The following is a 19,229-nucleotide window of genomic DNA, read 5'->3' as shown; positions in this document are numbered from 1 at the left end:
TGGAGCAGTGACCGAACCCGTACGTGTAGAGGTGAAGACCGCAAGTCCTTACCCGGTCGTGATCGGCCGCGGCCTGCTCGGTGATCTCGTTGCCGAGTTCGACGGCGCGCGCACTGTCGCGATCTTCCATCAGCCGCCGCTGGCAGAGACCGCGGAGGCCGTACGGGCTGCGTTGGCGGAGAAGGGAATCGACGCCCACCGTATCGAGATCCCCGATGCCGAGGACGGCAAGGATCTTGCTGTGGCGGGCTTCTGCTGGGACGTGCTCGGCCGGATCGGCCTGACTCGCAGCGACGCGATCATGAGTTTGGGCGGGGGAGCGGCGACCGACCTCACCGGCTTCGTCGCGGCTACGTGGATGCGCGGTGTCAAGGTAGTTCACGTCCCCACCACCTTGCTCGCGATGGTCGACGCAGCAGTGGGCGGCAAGACCGGTATCAACACCGAAGCGGGCAAGAACCTCGTCGGTTCGTTCCACGAACCGGGAGCGGTGTTCATCGATCTCGCGACGCTCGAGACTGTGCCGCACAACGAGATCGTTGCAGGCATGGCCGAGGTCATCAAGACCGGATTCATCGCCGACCCGGTGATCCTGGATCTCATCGAAGCCGATCCCAAGGCAGCTCTCGATCCGTCGGGAACTGTTCTGCCCGAGTTGATTCGGCGCTCCGTAGAGGTCAAGGCCAAGGTCGTGGCCGCGGATCTGCGCGAGTCGGATCTGCGCGAAATCCTCAACTACGGCCACACCCTCGGCCACGCGATCGAACGTCGTGAGCGCTACAAGTGGCGCCACGGTGCCGCTGTCTCCGTCGGCCTGGTCTTCGCTGCCGAACTCGGACGGCTCGCGGGCCGACTCGACGACGCCACCGCGGATCGTCACAAGTCGATCCTCGATCTCGTCGGGCTGCCGACGTCGTACGACGGTGATGCGTTCGGCGATCTGATGAAGGGAATGCAGACCGACAAGAAGAACCGTGCCGGGCTGCTGCGTTTCGTGGTCCTCGACGGACTGGCCAAGCCGGGTCGCCTCGAGGGGCCGGATCCGAGTCTGCTGGTTGCGGCGTACTCCGCGATTGCCCGCGATGCGCGGCCGGCCGGCGGAACGGTCCTGTTGTGAGGATCAACGTCGTCAACGGACCCAATCTGGGGCGTCTGGGTAAGCGTCAGCCCGAGGTCTACGGCGCGACCACACACGACGATCTGATCGAATTGTGCGTCGCGGCAGGCAAGGAGCTCGGCGTCGAGGTGATCGTCCGTCAGAGCGATCACGAAGGCGATCTGCTCGGTTGGATCCACGACGCGGCGGACGCGGGGGAACCGGTGATCCTCAATGCCGGTGGCTTGACGCACACGTCGGTGGTCCTGCGAGATGCATGCGCCGAAGTGACCGCAGGTCTCGTCGAGGTACACATCTCGAACGTTCATGCGCGAGAAGAGTTTCGGCACCACTCCTACCTGAGTCCGATTGCGACCGGAGTGATCGTCGGACTCGGCGTCGCCGCGTATCCGCTGGCGATCAGGTTCCTCGCCGAGCGAGGCTGAACGAGGCAAGTCGAAAAAACAGTCACACGAATGCGGCCCCGAGGAGAATATCCTCGGGGCCGCATTCGGTTGTGTGGACGGCGGGCGTTACTGCTCGCGCTTGCCCAGATCGATCGCCGGGAAGACCGCGGTATCGGCGTCGGATTCCTCGACGGACATGGCGGCTCCGCTGTATGCGTGCTGCTCGGTGGGGGAGTCGTAGCCCTCGCTGACGGGCACCGGTTCGTGGTGACGCTCGTGGGACGGGGTCTGCGGAGCTGTTCCGTTCTTGCGCTGTTCACGGCTGACGAAGAAGCGTCCGACAGTGATGGCGATCATGGCGGGGACGAAGATGAGAAGGATCGTGAACGCCGCACCGGAGGTCACCTCGAAGAACAAGCCCTGCTGGGTCAGTTCGAGGGAGGGGACGAGGCTGAGTGCCCAGCTGGCAGCGCCGGAGACGAACCCGCCGACCAATGCGGCCTTGAGCCACAGCATGGTCAGATCGGCGCCGTCCTCGGGTTCGGGGAAGTTCCGGCGGTCACGAATGCCGTCGATACCACCCCAGATCGCGGCGAAGACGATGACGATCAACAGGGACAGCCAGCGCAGGGTGGACCCCTGAAGTGGCCACTGTGCGATCGCTGCACCGAGCAACGCACGAAACACAACATGTATCAGGGCCATGCCGAGGCCACGTACCAACCACGCATTCATGGGTACAGCCTAACTAGAACCCATTACACCTTGTGGCCTAACCCACACTTATTGCTGTAACCGCGAGTTTCGAGTTGATCGGCAGGTCTGCGCGGGCGGTAGGTTCGAGGGATGCCGGTCGACTTCAGAACACGCCGTGAATCCCTCAGACGCCTCCTCTCGGAGCGCGAACTCGACGCGATTCTCGTCACAGATCTCCTCAACATCAGATACCTCACCGGTTTCACCGGTTCCAATGCGGCGCTCGTCGTCAGTGCATCCGATTCAGCGTCCGACGAGCGTGAGACGGTGATCTGCACCGACGGCCGCTACGTGACGCAGGTGTCAGAGCAGGTGCCGGACCTTCGGGCCGAAATCGCCCGTTCGAGTGCTGCGCACTTGATCGAGAAGTCCACGGCGCCCGTTCTTGCGTTCGAGTCACATGTGGCGACGTTCGCCGAACATCGGGCTTGGACCGAAGCAGCGCCGAAGATCCGGTTCGAACCGGTGAGCGGACTCGTCGAACAATTGCGCATGGTCAAGGACGAGTACGAGGTGGAGTTGTTGCGAGCCGCGTGCACCGCAGCCGATGTCGCGTTGGCGCAGTTGATCGCTCGCGGTGGCCTGCGACCTGGCCGAACGGAACGAGAGGTCGGCCGCGAGCTGGAAAATCTGATGCTCGACAACGGGGCGGACGGTATTTCCTTCGAGACGATCGTGGCGGCCGGCGCCAACTCGGCGATTCCGCATCACCGACCGACCGATGCGATCCTGGCGTCGGGTGACTTCGTCAAACTCGACTTCGGAGCCCAGGTCGGTGGGTACCACTCGGACATGACACGGACCTACGTGCTCGAGTCCGTTTCCGATTGGCAACGGGAGATCTACGAGCTCGTCGCGCGTTCGCAAGCTGCCGGTTGCGACGCGCTCGCGCCGGGTGTCGAATGTGCGGCAGTCGACGCCGTCGCCCGTGCGGTGATCGACGATGCAGGCTACGGCGAGTTGTTCCTGCACGGCCTCGGCCACGGTGTGGGGCTCGAAATCCACGAAGCACCGGGGATCGGCAAGCTCGGCACCGGTACACTTCTTTCCGGCGCGGCGGTGACCGTCGAGCCGGGCGTGTACTTCTCCGGGCGCGGAGGTGTACGGATCGAGGACACGCTCGTTGTTCGTGAGCAGGGGCCAGAGCTGCTCACACTGACCGCAAAAGACCTTACCGTCGTCTGAGACGGTTTCCCGACCCCTAGGAGACGCGAAGCAAGTGGCTTCCACCAGTGATTTCAAGAATGGTCTGGTTCTGCAGATCGAAGGCCAGCTGTGGACGATCATCGAGTTCCAGCACGTCAAGCCCGGCAAGGGCCCTGCCTTCGTGCGCACCAAGCTCAAGAACGTGCTCTCGGGCAAGGTAGTGGACAAGACGTTCAACGCCGGTGTGAAGGTCGAGACCGCCACGGTCGACCGTCGTGACATGACGTACCTGTACCACGACGGCAGCGACTACATCTTCATGGACGGCGACACCTACGACCAGGTGTCGATCAGCGAATCCACCGTCGGCGACCAGTCGCGTTTCCTGCTCGAGAACATGGCAGTCCAGGTCGCGACCCACGAAGACGTTCCCCTCTTCGTCGAGCTTCCGGTCACCGTCGAGCTCGTCGTCAAGCACACCGATCCGGGCCTGCAGGGCGACCGCTCCACCGGCGGCACCAAGCCTGCGACCCTCGAGACCGGTGCCGAGATCAACGTCCCGCTCTTCATCAACACCGGTGACAAGCTCAAGGTCGATTCTCGTGACGGCAACTACCTCGGGCGTGTGAATTCCTGAGTGTCCGGCACACATAAGAAACTCGGTGCACGCCACAAGGCGCGCAAGCGTGCCGTCGACTTCCTCTTCGAAGCCGAGGCACGTGACCTCGATCCGGTCGCACTGGCGTCGGAGCGTTCCGATCTGTCCGTCAAGGACGACGCGGTAGCACCCGTCGCGGCCTACACCGTCACGTTGGTGTCCGGCGTTGCGGAGAATCTGGACCGGATCGATCAGGTCATCTCCTCGCATCTGCAGGACTGGACGCTCGAGCGTCTGCCCGCCGTCGACCGTGCGATTCTGCGTATCGCCGTGTGGGAGCTCTTCCACGCGACGGACGTTCCGCCGGTTGTCGCCGTGGACGAGGCCGTCGAACTCGCGAAGCAGCTCTCGACGGACGACTCTCCGGGATTCGTCAACGGAATCCTCGGCCAGGTCGTTCTCGTTGCGCCGCAGGTTCGATCGGCTGCGGCCGCGACCTCCCAGCGCGCGCAGGAATCGGATTCGGGTACCGAGTAGCAAGTTTTGTTCCACCACCGCCGTGCGAGTGTCACCGAGCGCGTTGTGTGTCTGCACACAACCGGTCGGAGTCGCTGCTCGCACGGCGGGATCAGGTCTGTCGGCTGATAGGGTGGGGACCGTCAGACATCCTTTAACGATCCGTCCAGTGAGGCGGAGAAGGAGGTCGCTGCATGAGCGTGCCCGAAGGGTCTCGCCCATCCGATCTTGCAGGTCCAGGTAACTCGAAGGCGCCGGTCGGTGCCGAGGCAGGTAGCGAAACCCGCGAATTGTTGTCCGCCCAGGATGTGGGCCGGACCATCGCGCGGATCGCTCACGAGATCATCGAGAAGACCGCACTCGACGGACCCGAGGGAACTGCCCCTCGTGTGGTCCTGATCGGGATCCCGACGCGTGGAACCACCCTCGCCACGCGACTGCGCGCCAAGATCGAAGAATTCTCCGGTGTGCGTCTTCCCATCGGATCTCTCGACATCACCCTCTACCGCGACGATCTCCGGAACAAGCCGCACCGCCCGCTCGAGCGCACGTCCGTCCCCGAAGGTGGCGTCGACAATGCGCTGGTCGTTCTCGTGGACGACGTCCTCTTCTCCGGTCGCACCGTGCGCTCGGCACTTGACGCGTTGCGCGATCTGGGCCGCCCCCGCGCGGTCCAACTCGCAGTGCTCGTGGATCGTGGTCACCGCGAACTCCCGCTGCGCGCCGACTACGTCGGCAAGAACGTCCCGACCGCGAGGTCCGAGGACGTCAAGGTTCTCCTCCAGGAGCACGACGGCAGGGAAGCGGTAGTCATCTCCGGGGGTAAGAGCGCGTGAAGCACCTACTTTCCATCGCGGACCTCGATCGTGAGTCCGCGGTAGAACTTCTCGACGAGGCAGAACGGTTCGAGCAGGCACTTCTGGGACGAGAGGTACGCAAGCTCCCGACGCTGCGCGGACGCACGGTCATGACGGTGTTCTTCGAGAACTCGACGCGCACCCGGGTGTCTTTCGAGGTGGCAGGCAAATGGATGAGTGCCGACGTCATCAATGTCAGCGCATCCAGTTCCTCGGTGTCCAAAGGTGAATCCCTGCGCGATACCGCGATGACCCTGCGCGCGGCCGGTGCCGACGCACTCATCGTGCGCCACCCGGCTTCGGGCGCCGCCCACCAGATCGCAAAGTGGACCGGAGCGGCCGACGACGGTGGCCCGGCAGTCATCAACGCAGGTGACGGCACGCACGAGCACCCCACTCAGGCGCTTCTCGACGCTTTGACCCTTCGCCAGCGTCTCGGCGACATCGAGGGCAAGCGGATCGCCATCGTCGGCGACATCCTGCACAGCCGTGTCGCCCGCTCCAACGCACTGCTGCTCTCGATGCTCGGTGCCGAGGTTGTTCTTGTTGCGCCGCCGACACTGCTGCCGGTCGGTGCGCACACGTGGCCGGTCACGGTCTCGCATTCGCTCGACGCGGAACTGCCCGGACTCGACGCGGTGCTGATGCTGCGGGTTCAGGCCGAACGCATGAACGGTGGCTTCTTCCCGTCGCAGCGCGAGTACTCGATCAACTACGGCCTGTCCGAGAAGCGGCTGGCGATGCTGGCCGATCACGCGGTGGTCCTGCACCCCGGCCCGATGCTGCGCGGCATGGAGATTGCATCCGCCGTTGCCGATTCCTCCAAAACTGCTGTACTGCAACAGGTTACCAACGGCGTACACATGCGCATGGCTGTCTTGTTCCGACTGCTGGTCGGGTCGGAGGACGGTGCGCTGTGACCAGAAACGAGAACGGAGAATCACCCGTGAGTGTCCTGCTCCGCGGAGTCCTGATCTACGGAGAAGGTGAGCCCACCGACGTACTCGTCGGCGACGGCACGATCCTCGAGATCGGCGTGGACCTCGATCCGGCCACGGCATCCGAGGTGATCGATGCCGGCGGGCAGATCCTGCTTCCCGGCTTCGTGGACCTGCACACACATCTGCGTGAGCCCGGCCGCGAAGACACCGAGACCATCGAAACCGGAAGCTCGGCAGCGGCTCTGGGTGGATACACCGCGGTCTTCGCGATGGCCAACACGAGTCCCGTCGCCGATTCGGTGGTCATCACCGATCACGTCTGGCGACGCGGGCAGGAAGTCGGCCTCGTCGACGTCCACCCCGTCGGCGCAGTCACAGCAGGCCTGGCAGGCAAGCAACTCGCCGAGATGGCGACCATGGCCGCAGGCGTCGGCAAGGTCAAGATGTTCTCCGACGACGGCCACTGCGTCTACGACCCACTGATCATGCGTCGCGCGCTCGAATACTCCAGCTCACTGGGCGTCCTGATCGCCCAGCACGCGGAAGAGCCGCGCTTGACCGTCGGTGCGGTCGCCCACGAGGGCCCCACGGCCGCGCGTCTCGGCCTGGCCGGATGGCCGCGCGCAGCCGAAGAATCGATCGTGGCCCGCGACGCACTGCTCGCGCGTGACGCCGGCGCCCGCGTTCACATCTGCCACGCCTCCACCGCCGGAACCGTCGAACTCGTGAAGTGGGCTCGCAGCCAAGGGATTTCGATCACCGCCGAGGTCACCCCGCATCACCTGCTCCTCGACGATTCACGGCTCGAGACGTACGACGCGATCAACAAGGTCAACCCGCCCTTGCGTGAGGCCAGTGATGTTGCCGCGCTGCGCAAGGGTCTGGCCGAGGGAATCATCGACTGCGTCGCGACCGACCATGCTCCGCACGCCGAGCAGGACAAGTGCTGCGAGTTCGCAGCCGCTCGCCCTGGAATGCTCGGCCTCGAGACCGCACTCTCGATCATCGTGCAGACGATGGTCCAGCCCGGCCTGTTGGACTGGCGCGGTGTTGCCCGGGTCATGAGCGAGCGCCCCGCGGCAATCGTGGGCCTCGACGATCAGGGCCGTCCCATCGAGGTGGGGGAGCCCGCGAACCTGACATTGGTCGATCCGTCGGCCGAGTGGACGGTCCACGGTCCCGACCTGGCGAGTGTCGCGCATAACACTCCGTACGAGTCGATGACATTGCCCGCTCGGGTCACGACCACACTGTTACGTGGCCGCATCACCGCACACGACGGGAATGTGCGGCTGCGGAGTAGCGAGGAGTAGCGCGTCATGGACAGAGCACTGTGGATCATCGGTCTGGCGATCTTCTGGGTCGCGATGATCGGCCTGATGTACGTCGGCTGGCGTGGACGCGCTCGACGCCAGAAAGACAAGATCGGCGAACTGCCGACGGTACCGGCAACCCTGGGTGAACTGCTCGTCCTGCCGACCACCGGCCTGTACGTCGGCAGCACCATCGCACCCAGTTGGCAGGACCGTATCGCCGTCGGCGACCTCGGTTTCCGCGCCACCTGCGAGATCAGCCGCTACAGCGGCGGAATTCTGGTCGAGCGTGACGGCGCGTCGGCGATCTGGATTCCGGAGAAGTCGATCCGCGCGATCCGCACGGAGAACGGTCTTGCCGGCAAGGTCATGAGCAAGGACGGCGTCCTGGTGATTCGCTGGGAATTGCCGAGCGGAACCGAGATCGACACGGGCGTGCGCGGTGACGACAAGACGGTTTATCCGGACTGGGTCAAGCCGGTGACTGCTTCGAACAAGACCGCTTCGAACAAGACGAATGACAACGAAGACGCAAGCTCTGGCGACATCGAGCAGAACGGAAAGAACGCATGAGCGGCTTTGACAACAGCCCCGCAGTACTGGTCCTCGAAGACGGACGGGTGTTCCGCGGAACCACCTTCGGTGCGGTTGGACAGACCCTGGGCGAAGCGGTGTTCAGCACCGGAATGACCGGCTACCAGGAAACGCTCACCGATCCCAGCTACCACCGCCAGATCGTCGTCTCCACCGCACCGCAGATCGGCAACACCGGCTGGAACGACGAAGACGACGAGTCGGTCGGACCGACCGGCGAGCGTGCCGGCGCCAAGATCTGGGTTGCCGGGTACGTCGTTCGTGACCCCTCGCGCGTCACCTCGAGCTGGCGTGCAACCGGTTCGCTGCAGGCCAAGCTCGAAGAGCAGGGCATCGTCGGAATCGCCGGGATCGACACTCGTGCCCTGGTTCGCCACCTGCGTACTCGCGGTTCGATGAAGGCCGGAGTTTTTTCCGGTGAAGCCATCGCCGCCGATGACGAACTGGTCCGACGGGTTCAGGATCAGCCGACCATGCTCGGCGCCGATCTTGCCGGTGAGGTCAGCACCACCAGCGGCTACGTCGTCGAGCCGAAGGGCGGGGAGGCGCTGTACACGGTTGCCGCCATCGACCTCGGTATCAAGACCAACACCCCGCGCATGTTCGCCGAGCGCGGTATCCGCGTCCACGTGTTGCCGTCCAACGCGAGTCTCGAACAGATCCTCGACCTGAAGGCCGACGGAGTGTTCCTCTCCAACGGTCCCGGTGACCCGGCCACCGCCGACGGCGCAGTCCACCTCACGAAAGAGGTCATCGGACAGGGCTTGCCGCTGTTCGGTATCTGCTTCGGCAACCAGATCCTGGGCCGCGCCCTGGGCCTGAGCACCTACAAGATGAAGTTCGGCCACCGCGGCATCAACATCCCGGTGATCGAGCATCAGACCGGTCGCATCGCGATCACCGCTCAGAACCACGGCTTCGCGCTCGAAGGCGAAGCCGGTCAGGAATTCGACACCCCGTTCGGCCGCGCGGTGGTCAGCCACACCTGCGCCAACGACGGAGCCGTCGAAGGTGTTCGCCTGCTGGACGATTCGGCCTTCTCGGTGCAGTACCACCCCGAGGCGGCAGCCGGCCCGCACGACGCCGCGTACCTCTTCGACCGCTTCACCAGCCTGCTCTCCGCACGGAAAGAAACCGGAGTCAAGAACTAATGCCACGCCGTACAGATCTCAAGCACATCCTGGTAATCGGCTCCGGTCCGATCGTCATCGGTCAGGCCTGCGAGTTCGACTACTCGGGCACCCAGGCCTGCCGCGTCCTCCAGGAGGAGGGCCTGCGCGTCAGCCTGGTCAACTCCAACCCGGCCACCATCATGACGGACCCCGAGTTCGCCGACGCCACGTACGTCGAGCCGATCACGGCCGAGTTCCTCGAGAAGGTCATCGCCAAGGAAGCCTTGCAGGGCAACAAGATCGACGCCGTCCTCGCGACGCTCGGCGGTCAGACTGCGCTCAACGCCGCAGTGGCGCTGCACGAGCAGGGCATCCTCGAGAAGTACGACGTCGAACTGATCGGCGCCGACTTCGACGCCATCCAGCGCGGCGAGGATCGCCAGAAGTTCAAGGACATCGTCGCCAAGGTCGGTGGCGAATCCGCGAAGTCCGCAGTTTGCTACACGATGGACGAAGTACACGCCACGGTCGCCGAACTCGGTTACCCGGTTGTCGTGCGTCCGTCCTTCACCATGGGCGGCCTCGGTTCCGGCATGGCGTACGACGTCGACGATCTCAACCGCATCGCCGGTGGCGGTCTGGCCGCGTCGCCGACGGCGAACGTCCTGATCGAGGAATCCATCCTCGGCTGGAAGGAATACGAACTCGAGCTCATGCGCGACAGTCGCGACAACGTCGTGATCGTCTGCTCCATCGAGAACGTCGACCCGGTCGGTGTCCACACCGGAGACTCGGTCACCGTCGCCCCGGCGATGACGCTGACCGACCGCGAGTACCAGGCGATGCGCGACCTTTCCATCGACATTCTGCGTGAGGTGGGCGTCGACACCGGCGGCTGCAACATCCAGTTCGCGATGGACCCGAAGGACGGCCGCCTGGTCGTCATCGAGATGAACCCGCGTGTCTCCCGCTCGTCGGCTCTGGCGTCGAAGGCGACCGGTTACCCGATCGCGAAGATGGCGGCCAAGCTTGCCATCGGCTACACGCTCGACGAGATCGTCAACGACATCACCAAGGAAACCCCGGCTTGCTTCGAGCCGACGCTCGACTACGTCGTCGTCAAGGCTCCGCGGTTCGCTTTCGAGAAGTTCCCCGGTGCCGACGGAACTCTGACCACCACGATGAAGTCGGTGGGCGAGGCCATGAGCATCGGCCGCAACTTCACCGAGGCTTTCGGCAAGGTCATGCGTTCGCTCGAGACCAAGCGTGCGGGTTACTGGACCGGCGCCGACATCGAGACGGAGAGCCTGGATGCACTGCTCGCCGATCTGAGCGTTCCGCAGGACGGCCGCATGTACGGCATCGAGAAGGCATTCGCGCTCGGCGCAACTGTCGAGCAGCTCTTCGACGCCACCAAGATCGATCCGTGGTTCCTCGACCAGTTCCAGCAGATTCACGAGCTCGGTGAAAAGCTGCGCGCTGCAGAGTCTTTCGACGAGGCTTCCCTGCGTCAGGCCAAGTACCACGGCATCTCGGACCGCCAGATCGCGGCTCTGCGCCCCGAACTCGGTGGTGACACGCACGCAGGTGAGGACGCCGTTCGCGCTCTGCGTGATCAGCTGGGCGTGCGCCCCGTCTACAAGACCGTCGACACCTGCGCCGCAGAGTTCGAGGCCAAGACGCCGTACCACTACTCGACCTACGAGCTCGATCCCGAGGCCGAGTCCGAAGTTGCTCCGCAGACCGAGCGACCCAAGGTTCTGATCCTCGGATCCGGCCCCAACCGCATCGGTCAGGGCATCGAGTTCGACTACTCGTGTGTCCACGCGGCGCAGACGCTGTCCGAGGCCGGGTACGAGACCGTCATGGTCAACTGCAACCCCGAGACCGTCTCCACGGACTACGACACCGCTGATCGCCTGTACTTCGAGCCGCTGACGTTCGAGGACGTCTTCGAGGTCTACCGCGCGGAGGCGCAGTCGGGCACCGTTGCCGGCGTCATCGTCCAGCTCGGCGGCCAGACCCCGCTCGGACTGGCGAAGCGTCTCGAAGCTGCCGGCGTCCCCATCGTGGGAACCAGCCCCGCAGCCATCGACCTGGCGGAGGACCGCGGCGAATTCGGTCGCGTACTGACCGAAGCCGGTCTGCCCGCACCGAAGTTCGGTACCGCCACCACGTTCGACGGCGCCCGCGAGATCGCAGCAGGCATCGGCTACCCGGTGCTGGTGCGTCCGTCGTACGTGCTCGGTGGACGCGGCATGGAGATCGTCTACGACGAGGCTTCCCTCGCCGACTACATCTCGCGCGCCACGGAGATCTCCGACGATCGTCCGGTCCTGGTCGACCGCTTCCTCGAAGACGCGGTCGAGATCGACGTCGACGCTCTGTGTGACGGCACCGAGGTGTACCTCGGCGGCGTCATGGAGCACATCGAGGAAGCCGGCATTCACTCCGGTGACTCGGCGTGTGCGCTCCCGCCCATCACTCTGGGCCGGGCGGATCTCGAGAACGTCCGCCGCTCCACCGAGGCTCTCGCGAAGGGCATCGGCGTCAAGGGCCTGCTCAACGTCCAGTACGCCCTCAAGGACGACATCCTCTACGTGCTGGAAGCAAATCCCCGCGCCAGCCGCACGGTTCCGTTCGTGTCCAAGGCGACGGCCGTCCAGCTGGCCAAGGCATGCGCCCGCGTCATGCTCGGCGAATCCATCGCGGAACTGCGTGCGAGCGGCATTCTGCCGGCGAAGGGCGACGGCGGAAACACCCCGGCCGGTGCACCGATCGCGGTCAAGGAAGCTGTGTTGCCGTTCAACCGCTTCCGCCGCGCCGACGGTACCGGCGTGGATACCTTGCTCAGCCCGGAAATGAAGTCCACCGGTGAAGTCATGGGAATCGACTTCGACTTCGGTACGGCTTTTGCCAAGTCGCAGACTGCCGCCTACGGTTCGTTGCCCACCACGGGCGCGGTGTTCGTCTCGGTCGCCAACAAGGACAAGCGTTCGCTGATCTTCCCGGTCAAGCGCCTGGCAGACCTCGGATTCACCATTCTTGCCACCGAAGGAACCGCAGATGTTTTGCGGCGCAACGGTATCGAGTGCAAGCAGGTGTACAAGCAGTCGGGTGAAGATGTTCCGGCCGGTGCCGAGACCATCGTCGACCAGATCCGCAGCGGCGAGGTCGCCATGGTCATCAACACGCCGTACGGCAACAACGGCCCGCGTGTCGACGGCTACGAGATCCGAAGCGCAGCGGTTGCGTCGAACATCCCGTGCATCACGACGGTGCAGGGCGCCTCGGCTGCCGTGCAGGGCATCGAAGCAGCCATTCGCGGCGACATCGGAGTTCACTCCCTGCAGGAATTGCACGCAGGTCTTCGTCAGCCGGCACAGCAGTCGTGAGTCACAGTTGGGGGCAGCGTCTCCGGTCCGCGATCGCGGACCGGGGGCGGCTGTGCGTCGGTATCGACCCGCATCCCGCGCTTCTCGACGCGTGGGGACTGCCGCGTACGGCCGAAGGTCTCGAGACTTTCGCCGAGATCTGCGTCGAGGCCTTCACCGGTGAGGTCGGACTGGTCAAACCTCAGGTCGCGTTCTTCGAGGCTTACGGCAGCGCCGGCTTCGCCGTGTTGGAGCGGACCATCTCGGTTCTTCGCGATGCGGGAACTCTGGTCGTCGCGGATGCCAAGCGCGGTGACATCGGTTCGACGATGGACGCGTACGCGCAAGCCTGGTTGGGTGATTCGCCGTTGGCCTCCGACTCGGTCACCGTTTCGCCGTACCTGGGATTCGGGGCGCTGACTCCGACACTCGAACTGGCACGGCAGAACGCCCGCGGGATCTTCGTCCTGGCACGAACCTCCAATCCGGAAGGCGGCGTACTTCAACAGTCGTCGACTGACGGTGTGAGCGTGGCTCAGTCGATCGTCGACGCTGCGGTCGATGCGAACGGCGACGGCCGTGACACCGTCGGACTGGTGGTCGGTGCAACTCGGGACCACGGTCTGGACCTGTCGCAGTTCAACGGCCCGATTCTCGCTCCGGGACTCGGCGCTCAGGGTGCGACGGCAGCGGATCTCGCAGACATCTTCGCGGGATCGACCGAGCTCCTGCTGCCGAACACTTCCCGTGGGGTGCTCAAGCATGGTCCTTCGGTATCGGCACTTCGGGAGGCAGCAATGCGTGACCGAGACGAGATCGAAGCCGCATTGGCGAACTGATCCGTGAGTGACCCCGAGGCTCGTTCGAGCGGTGGAACCCGGTGGTACCGTCCGTCGGTGAATCGTTGGTGGCAGATCGGACTTCTCGTCGCGGCGTGCGCGCTGCTGGCCACCGGGTTCCAATCCGTCACCGGCGTACACGGCGACGATCTCGCCGTGTACCGGACAGCGGGTCAGGCCGTCCTCGACGGCTCGAACCTGTACGACGAGTCGTTCAACGCGAGACTGCCGTTCACGTATCCGCCCTTCGCTGCGCTCGTCGCCGTTCCAGTCGCCCTGGGTTCCTGGGGTGCGGTCCAGTGGGGATGGAGTTTCGTCAGCCTCCTGATGCTGGCCGCGATCATCGTGCTCAGCTATCGCGAAGTCCCGTTCACACGTAAGCGGCCAGTCGTCGTCTACGTGGGTTTCCTGGTCCTGTGGACGGCGGCATCGCCGATCTCCGATCACCTCGGGTACGGCCAGGTCGGGTTGTTTCTGACTCTCCTGTGCTTGATCGACGTGCTGGCTCGACCACGGTGGATTCCCGAGGGCGTGCTGGTGGGGATCGCCGGCGCGGTCAAACTGGTGCCACTCGTCTACATCGGTTACTACGTGATCACCGGGCGCTGGAAAGCAGTTGCGGGCGGCCTCGCCGGCTTCCTCGGCGCCACGGCTCTGGGCTTTGCGGTTCTCCCACGCCAGACGATCGACTACTTCGGCGACATCGCCTCACTCTCGGGGCGCGTCGCCGTCGGTGACCCGTCCGTGTTCGGTAACCAGTCCGTGCGTGGAATGGCCTTGCGGCTACTTCCCGAGGGCCTGGTGGGTCCGGCATGGCTCGTCGCCTGTGCGGTGTTGGGTGTCCTCGGAATTGTCGCGACGCGGCGCGCTCAGCGCCTGCGGGGCGATCTCGCCGGTTTCACGGTGGTGGCTCTGCTGGCGGCAATCGTGACTCCCATTGCCTGGACGCACCACTTCGTGTGGTTGGTGCCGGCGGTCGGTGTACTCCTCGTTCCGATCAAGTCTGGCGTGGGGGAGGGCACTCGATCGGTCCCTGTGTGGTCCTGGATCGCGATCGGTCTCACCGCTGTCGTAGTGCTGTTTCGGCTTCCTCGAGTCGGCGCGGACATGGATATCCCGGTAGTCGGCTTCGTGCTGGAGAATTCATTGCTCTGGGCGAGCCTCGCGGTAGTGCTCGCTCTGGCCGCCCCCGGCGTGAGTCGCATCGAACCCGAGACGGTCGACGCCGGCGATCCGAAATCGTCGCTGCAGACCTGAAAACGGGCCGCGACACGCGCATAGGCGCCGAAAATGCTCGAAAATTTTGGATGTGTCGGCGACCACGTTCATTCCCGCAGGTAACGATTTCGCACACTCGCACGGGGGTGTCGCACGCTATGGGTCGAAATACATTGTGTTACAGTCTATTTCGGTACTGTACGCACGTTCGTGTGGCGTCGAATTCGTCTCGATCCAGCCGAAAACGGTGACGATCCGTGACATCGATTCGACGCGCATAACCCACCGCGATCTGCATCGGACCGCGGGGGGTGGGTTAGCAATTCGCGCCAGGCGTGAGTACGGTCGCTATCGCTGCTGGTTATCAGCGGAATAGACAAAATTTGCACACGACGAGACGGAGGAACCGTGGCCCTTCCCCAGTTGACTGATGAGCAGCGCGCTGCTGCTTTGGAGAAGGCAGCTGCTGCCCGCAAGGCCAGGGCTGAGCTCAAGGAGCGCCTGAAGCGTGGCGGCACCGACCTCAAGCAGGTCCTCAAGGACGCCGAAGACAACGAAATCTTGGGCAAGATGAAGGTTTCGGCACTGCTCGAGGCGCTGCCCAAGGTGGGCAAGGTCAAGGCTCAGGAGATCATGACCGAGCTGGAGATTGCACCGACCCGTCGCCTTCGTGGCCTCGGTGATCGGCAGCGCAAGGCTCTGCTCACCAAGTTCGACTTCGAGGCCTGAGCCGACAAGTGATGATTGCTGACGCGGCAGTGTCTGATGATTGCTGACGCAACAGTGTCAGAGAGTAAGACCGCAGTGCGGAGGGGTCGGCTGGTTGTACTGGCCGGCCCTTCGGCTGTCGGTAAGTCCAGCGTCGTTCGCGAGCTGAGAACTCGGTTGCCTGAACTCGTTTTCAGTGTTTCGGCGACCACTCGCGATCCCCGTCCAGGTGAAGTGGACGGCAAGGACTACCGATTCACCTCCCGTGAAGAATTTCAACGGATGATCGACTCCGGTGAACTTCTCGAATGGGCGGAAATCCACGGCGGCCTGCAGCGCTCCGGCACCCCCGCAGCTCCGGTCGAAGAAGCGCTCGAAGCTGGAAAGCCCGTTCTCGTCGAGGTCGATCTCGCCGGAGCACGAGCTGTCCGCAAGGCGATGCCCGAGGCTCTGTTGGTGTTCATGGCTCCACCGAGCTGGGACGTTCTGGTGCAACGGCTGACCGGACGTGGAACCGAAACGGAAGACGTCGTGGCGCGCCGACTCGAGACGGCCCGAGTGGAATTGGCCGCACAGGACGAGTTCGACACGGTCATCGTGAACGAGGATGTAAGCCGTGCTTGCGATGAGTTGGTATCCTTGTTGGTTGGGAACTGATTCCGCACCCTTCGGGAACCGATTTCCACCCCGTTTCTCAGATATCCGGATCGATAAAACTAGTTCTTCAATGAAGATCTAATTCAGGAGACACAAGAGTGAGCAGCACTTCAGCCGCGTCCGCAGCAGGTCAGGGCGCTCTGCCTGCCTACGACACCCCGCTCGGCATCACCAACCCGCCGATCGACGAGTTGCTCGAACGCACCTCTTCCAAGTACGCCCTGGTCATCTACTCGGCCAAGCGCGCGCGCCAGATCAACGACTACTACAACCAGCTCGGTGACGGCATCCTCGAATACGTCGGACCTCTGGTCGAGCCCGGTCTGCAGGAAAAGCCGCTGTCCATCGCGTTGCGTGAAATCCACGCTGATCTCCTCGAGCACACCGAAGGCGAGTGAGCACCACATCTGCCGCACCCGAACCTCGTTCGGGTGTCGGGGGAGTGTCCGACGCGCCCACATCGATACGTAAGCGCATTGTCGTCGGTGTCGGTGGGGGTATCGCCGCGTACAAGGCGTGCTCGATCATCCGCAGCTTCACCGAGAGCGGTCATCACGTCCGCGTGATTCCGACTGAATCCGCTCTGGAGTTCGTCGGGCGCGCGACGTTCGAAGCACTCTCCGGCAACCCGGTTCACACCGGCGTCTTCAACGACGTCCCGCAGGTTCCGCATGTCCGTCTCGGACAGGAAGCCGATCTGGTCGTCATCGCGCCGGCAACCGCTGATCTGATGGCGCGAGCGGTCATGGGTCGCGCAGACGACCTGTTGACGGCCACTTTGTTGACCGCGCGCTGTCCGGTCGTCTTCGCCCCAGCAATGCACACCGAGATGTGGGAGCACCCCGCAACGGTCTCGAACGTGGCGACACTGCGTTCGCGCGGCGTCCACGTGATCGAACCTGCCTCCGGGCGTTTGACCGGGAAAGACACCGGAGCCGGTCGACTTCCCGAACCCGACGAGATCGTCGGGTTGGCATCGTTGCTCCTCGAGCGCTCGGACGCGTTGCCGCGCGACCTGGAGGGTCGCCGCATTCTGGTCACCGCCGGCGGTACTCGCGAGCCGCTCGATCCCGTGCGCTTTCTCGGTAATCGCAGCTCGGGCAAGCAGGGCTACGCGCTCGCCCGTCTTGCCGCGCAACGCGGCGCGCACGTGACACTGATCGCCGGGTACACGGCTGATCTCGCCGACCCCGCCGCTGTCGACGTCGTGCACATCAAGACGGCCGAAGATCTCCGGTTGGCAGTGGAAAAGCACGCACCGGGACACGACGGAGTCGTCATGGCTGCGGCTGTCGCGGACTTCCGCCCCACCACCGTCGAAGGCAGCAAGATCAAGAAGGGCGCAAACGAACCCGACTCGATCAGCCTCACCAGAAATGCCGACATCCTCGCCGGTCTCGTCGAAGCGCGTCGTGACGGCGACTTGGATGCTCGAACGGTGATCGTCGGATTCGCCGCTGAGACCGGTGACGCCCATGGTGACGTACTCACCTATGCCCGCTCCAAGCTTGCCCGCAAAGGTTGCGATCTCCTCGTGGTCAATGCGGTCGGCGAGGGCAAGGCGTTCGAGGTCGATCACAACGACGGTTGGCTGCTCGGTTCCGACGGCTCGGAGTCCGCTCTCGAACACGGATCCAAGGCTTTGATGGCCAGTCGAGTACTCGACGCCCTGGTCAAGCTTTTTCCCGAGTAGCGACACGCGCCCGGTGGTGAGAGTTACCCCACGATAATCGGGTGAGTACAAGGGTGTTGCGCAGGCGGTCCAACCGTTATCGTCGGCTCAGCCCCCAGCTAACAAAGCATGACAAAACGGTCACCGAACGGTGATTCGGATACTTCAATAAGCTGTAGTCAAGAACTCAGTCGTCGAGAGGGAGATCTGTGAGCAAGTCCGGCAGTCGGCTATTCACCAGCGAGTCCGTCACCGAGGGGCACCCGGACAAGATCTGTGACGCGATCAGCGACTCGATCCTCGACGCGCTGCTCACCCAGGACCCGCGCGCCCGCGTGGCCGTCGAGACACTGGTCACCACCGGCCAGGTTCACGTAGCCGGTGAGGTCACGACCACTGCGTACGCGGACATTCCGAAGATCGTGCGCGACACGGTCCTCGAAATAGGCTACGACAGCTCCGCAAAGGGCTTCGACGGTAACTCCTGCGGCGTCAACGTCGCGATCGGCGCCCAGTCGCCCGAGATCGCGCAGGGTGTCGATCACTCGCACGAGGCTCGCGTCGACGGAATCAGCGACGACGAGATCGACCGTCAGGGTGCGGGCGACCAGGGCCTGATGTTCGGCTACGCCACCACCGACACGCCGGAACTGATGCCGCTGCCCATCGCGCTGGCTCATCGTCTCTCTCGCCGGTTGACCGAGGTCCGTAAGTCCGGCGTGCTGCCGTACCTGCGCCCGGACGGCAAGACCCAGGTCACCATCGAGTACGACGGTGACAAGGCTGTCCGTCTCGACACCGTGGTCATCTCCACCCAGCATGCCGCTGACATCGACCTCGACAACCTGTTGACGCCCGATCTTCGCGAGAAGGTGCTTCACTCGGTGCTGACCGACGTCAACCTCACCGATCTCGACACCTCCGATGTTCGTCTGTTGGTGAACCCGACGGGAAAGTTCGTCCTCGGTGGCCCGATGGGTGACGCCGGTTTGACCGGCCGCAAGATCATCGTCGACACCTACGGCGGAATGGCTCGCCACGGTGGCGGCGCGTTCTCCGGCAAGGACCCGTCAAAGGTCGACCGCAGCGCTGCCTACGCCATGCGCTGGGTGGCCAAGAACGCTGTTGCCGCAGGTCTGGCCGACCGCATCGAGGTTCAGGTCGCCTACGCCATCGGCAAGGCAGCTCCGGTCGGACTCTTCGTCGAAACCTTCGGCACCGAGAAGACCGATCCGGCACGGATCCAGAAGGCGATCACCGAGATCTTCGACCTGCGTCCGGGAGCGATCATCCGCGACCTCGACCTGCTGCGCCCGATCTACGCGCAGACGGCGGCATACGGTCACTTCGGTCGCACCGATATCGACCTCCCGTGGGAGAGCACCGATCGCGCCGACAAGCTGCGCAGCGCAGCTGGTCTCTGAT

General features: G+C 64.1%; 19 protein-coding genes. 18 read left to right on the top strand and 1 reads right to left on the bottom strand.

Going from position 1 to position 19,229, the window contains the following annotated elements; all coding sequences use genetic code 11:
- Positions 1-7: 7 nt before the first annotated feature.
- Together aroB and aroQ are read left to right on the top strand one after the other, a co-directional pair.
- Entirely contained in the window at positions 8-1,117 is a 1,110-nt protein-coding gene (aroB, locus tag ABH939_RS16345) for a 3-dehydroquinate synthase (protein WP_003944873.1), read from the top strand.
- Entirely contained in the window at positions 1,114-1,542 is a 429-nt protein-coding gene (gene aroQ, locus ABH939_RS16340; RefSeq protein WP_404649811.1) for a type II 3-dehydroquinate dehydratase, read from the top strand. The genes aroB and aroQ overlap by 4 nt, the downstream gene beginning before the upstream one ends.
- A gap of 87 nt (positions 1,543-1,629) precedes the next feature.
- Here the strand turns inward: aroQ and ABH939_RS16335 are convergent, their stop codons facing one another.
- The gene (locus tag ABH939_RS16335) at positions 1,630-2,238 is read right to left on the bottom strand and encodes a B-4DMT family transporter (RefSeq protein ID WP_042919837.1); all 609 of its coding nucleotides are present in this window, start codon (positions 2,236-2,238) and stop codon (positions 1,630-1,632) included.
- Positions 2,239-2,349: 111 nt separating this feature from the next.
- On the opposite strand from ABH939_RS16335, the gene ABH939_RS16330 reads away from it, so the two are divergent.
- From ABH939_RS16330 to metK, 16 genes are all read left to right on the top strand, one after another.
- Positions 2,350-3,444 carry a Xaa-Pro peptidase family protein gene (locus ABH939_RS16330; protein WP_003944812.1) on the top strand — a complete coding sequence of 365 codons (1,095 nt, stop codon included), beginning with the start codon at positions 2,350-2,352 and terminating at the stop codon, positions 3,442-3,444.
- 34 nt (positions 3,445-3,478) lie between these two features.
- Positions 3,479-4,042, top strand: coding sequence for an elongation factor P (gene efp, locus ABH939_RS16325; RefSeq protein WP_003944958.1), 564 nt, complete (start codon positions 3,479-3,481; stop codon positions 4,040-4,042).
- On the top strand, positions 4,043-4,540 hold the full coding sequence (gene nusB / locus ABH939_RS16320) for a transcription antitermination factor NusB (protein ID WP_007728014.1): 498 nt from the start codon (positions 4,043-4,045) through the stop codon (positions 4,538-4,540). It begins immediately after the preceding gene.
- A 173-nt stretch (positions 4,541-4,713) separates the two neighbouring features.
- Complete coding sequence (gene pyrR, locus ABH939_RS16315; RefSeq protein WP_003944977.1) at positions 4,714-5,355, top strand: bifunctional pyr operon transcriptional regulator/uracil phosphoribosyltransferase PyrR; 642 nt, start codon at positions 4,714-4,716, stop codon at positions 5,353-5,355.
- A complete protein-coding gene (locus tag ABH939_RS16310) occupies positions 5,352-6,296 on the top strand; it encodes an aspartate carbamoyltransferase catalytic subunit (RefSeq protein ID WP_003944883.1) in 945 nt (314 codons plus the stop codon). Before pyrR ends, ABH939_RS16310 begins: the two co-directional genes overlap by 4 nt.
- Positions 6,297-6,322: 26 nt before the next feature.
- Positions 6,323-7,630 (top strand): dihydroorotase, encoded by a 1,308-nt coding sequence (locus ABH939_RS16305; RefSeq protein ID WP_404649810.1) that lies wholly within the window; start codon positions 6,323-6,325, stop codon positions 7,628-7,630.
- 6 nt (positions 7,631-7,636) lie between these two features.
- A complete protein-coding gene (locus ABH939_RS16300) occupies positions 7,637-8,203 on the top strand; it encodes a transporter (protein ID WP_003944773.1) in 567 nt (188 codons plus the stop codon).
- Positions 8,200-9,375, top strand: a complete 1,176-nt coding sequence (gene carA, locus ABH939_RS16295) for a glutamine-hydrolyzing carbamoyl-phosphate synthase small subunit (protein WP_378544355.1) — start codon at positions 8,200-8,202, stop codon at positions 9,373-9,375. The genes ABH939_RS16300 and carA overlap by 4 nt, the downstream gene beginning before the upstream one ends.
- Entirely contained in the window at positions 9,375-12,731 is a 3,357-nt protein-coding gene (gene carB / locus ABH939_RS16290) for a carbamoyl-phosphate synthase large subunit (protein WP_003945010.1), read from the top strand. The genes carA and carB overlap by 1 nt, the downstream gene beginning before the upstream one ends.
- Positions 12,728-13,549, top strand: a complete 822-nt coding sequence (gene pyrF, locus ABH939_RS16285; protein WP_007728008.1) for an orotidine-5'-phosphate decarboxylase — start codon at positions 12,728-12,730, stop codon at positions 13,547-13,549. Before carB ends, pyrF begins: the two co-directional genes overlap by 4 nt.
- A gap of 57 nt (positions 13,550-13,606) precedes the next feature.
- Positions 13,607-14,806, top strand: a complete 1,200-nt coding sequence (locus ABH939_RS16280; RefSeq protein WP_225320370.1) for a glycosyltransferase 87 family protein — start codon at positions 13,607-13,609, stop codon at positions 14,804-14,806.
- 369 nt (positions 14,807-15,175) lie between these two features.
- Complete coding sequence (gene mihF / locus ABH939_RS16275; protein WP_003944825.1) at positions 15,176-15,496, top strand: integration host factor, actinobacterial type; 321 nt, start codon at positions 15,176-15,178, stop codon at positions 15,494-15,496.
- A gap of 36 nt (positions 15,497-15,532) precedes the next feature.
- A complete protein-coding gene (gene gmk, locus ABH939_RS16270) occupies positions 15,533-16,132 on the top strand; it encodes a guanylate kinase (protein ID WP_003944801.1) in 600 nt (199 codons plus the stop codon).
- Positions 16,133-16,230: 98 nt separating this feature from the next.
- Positions 16,231-16,530, top strand: coding sequence for a DNA-directed RNA polymerase subunit omega (gene rpoZ / locus ABH939_RS16265; RefSeq protein WP_003944996.1), 300 nt, complete (start codon positions 16,231-16,233; stop codon positions 16,528-16,530).
- Positions 16,527-17,825: a bifunctional phosphopantothenoylcysteine decarboxylase/phosphopantothenate--cysteine ligase CoaBC gene (gene coaBC / locus ABH939_RS16260; protein ID WP_003944888.1), complete on the top strand. Its 1,299-nt coding sequence runs from the start codon at positions 16,527-16,529 to the stop codon at positions 17,823-17,825. Before rpoZ ends, coaBC begins: the two co-directional genes overlap by 4 nt.
- 188 nt (positions 17,826-18,013) lie before the next feature.
- Positions 18,014-19,228 (top strand): methionine adenosyltransferase, encoded by a 1,215-nt coding sequence (gene metK / locus ABH939_RS16255; protein ID WP_003944827.1) that lies wholly within the window; start codon positions 18,014-18,016, stop codon positions 19,226-19,228.
- The last annotated feature ends 1 nt before the right edge of the window (position 19,229 follow it).

This window comes from Rhodococcus sp. 27YEA6 (assembly GCF_044908235.1).
Taxonomy (GTDB): domain Bacteria; phylum Actinomycetota; class Actinomycetes; order Mycobacteriales; family Mycobacteriaceae; genus Rhodococcus_F; species Rhodococcus_F qingshengii.
Note: the sequence above shows the minus strand (reverse complement) of the source record. Positions and strands in the feature narration are given on the sequence as shown.

Coding starts and splice junctions, on each gene's coding strand:
- pyrR (WP_003944977.1), top strand. CDS start 4,714: ATGAGCGTGCCCGAAGGGTCTCGCCCATCCGATCTTGCAGGTCCAGGT.
- ABH939_RS16335 (WP_042919837.1), bottom strand. CDS start 2,238: ATGAATGCGTGGTTGGTACGTGGCCTCGGCATGGCCCTGATACATGTT.
- carA (WP_378544355.1), top strand. CDS start 8,200: ATGAGCGGCTTTGACAACAGCCCCGCAGTACTGGTCCTCGAAGACGGA.
- ABH939_RS16300 (WP_003944773.1), top strand. CDS start 7,637: ATGGACAGAGCACTGTGGATCATCGGTCTGGCGATCTTCTGGGTCGCG.
- ABH939_RS16330 (WP_003944812.1), top strand. CDS start 2,350: ATGCCGGTCGACTTCAGAACACGCCGTGAATCCCTCAGACGCCTCCTC.
- gmk (WP_003944801.1), top strand. CDS start 15,533: ATGATTGCTGACGCAACAGTGTCAGAGAGTAAGACCGCAGTGCGGAGG.
- carB (WP_003945010.1), top strand. CDS start 9,375: ATGCCACGCCGTACAGATCTCAAGCACATCCTGGTAATCGGCTCCGGT.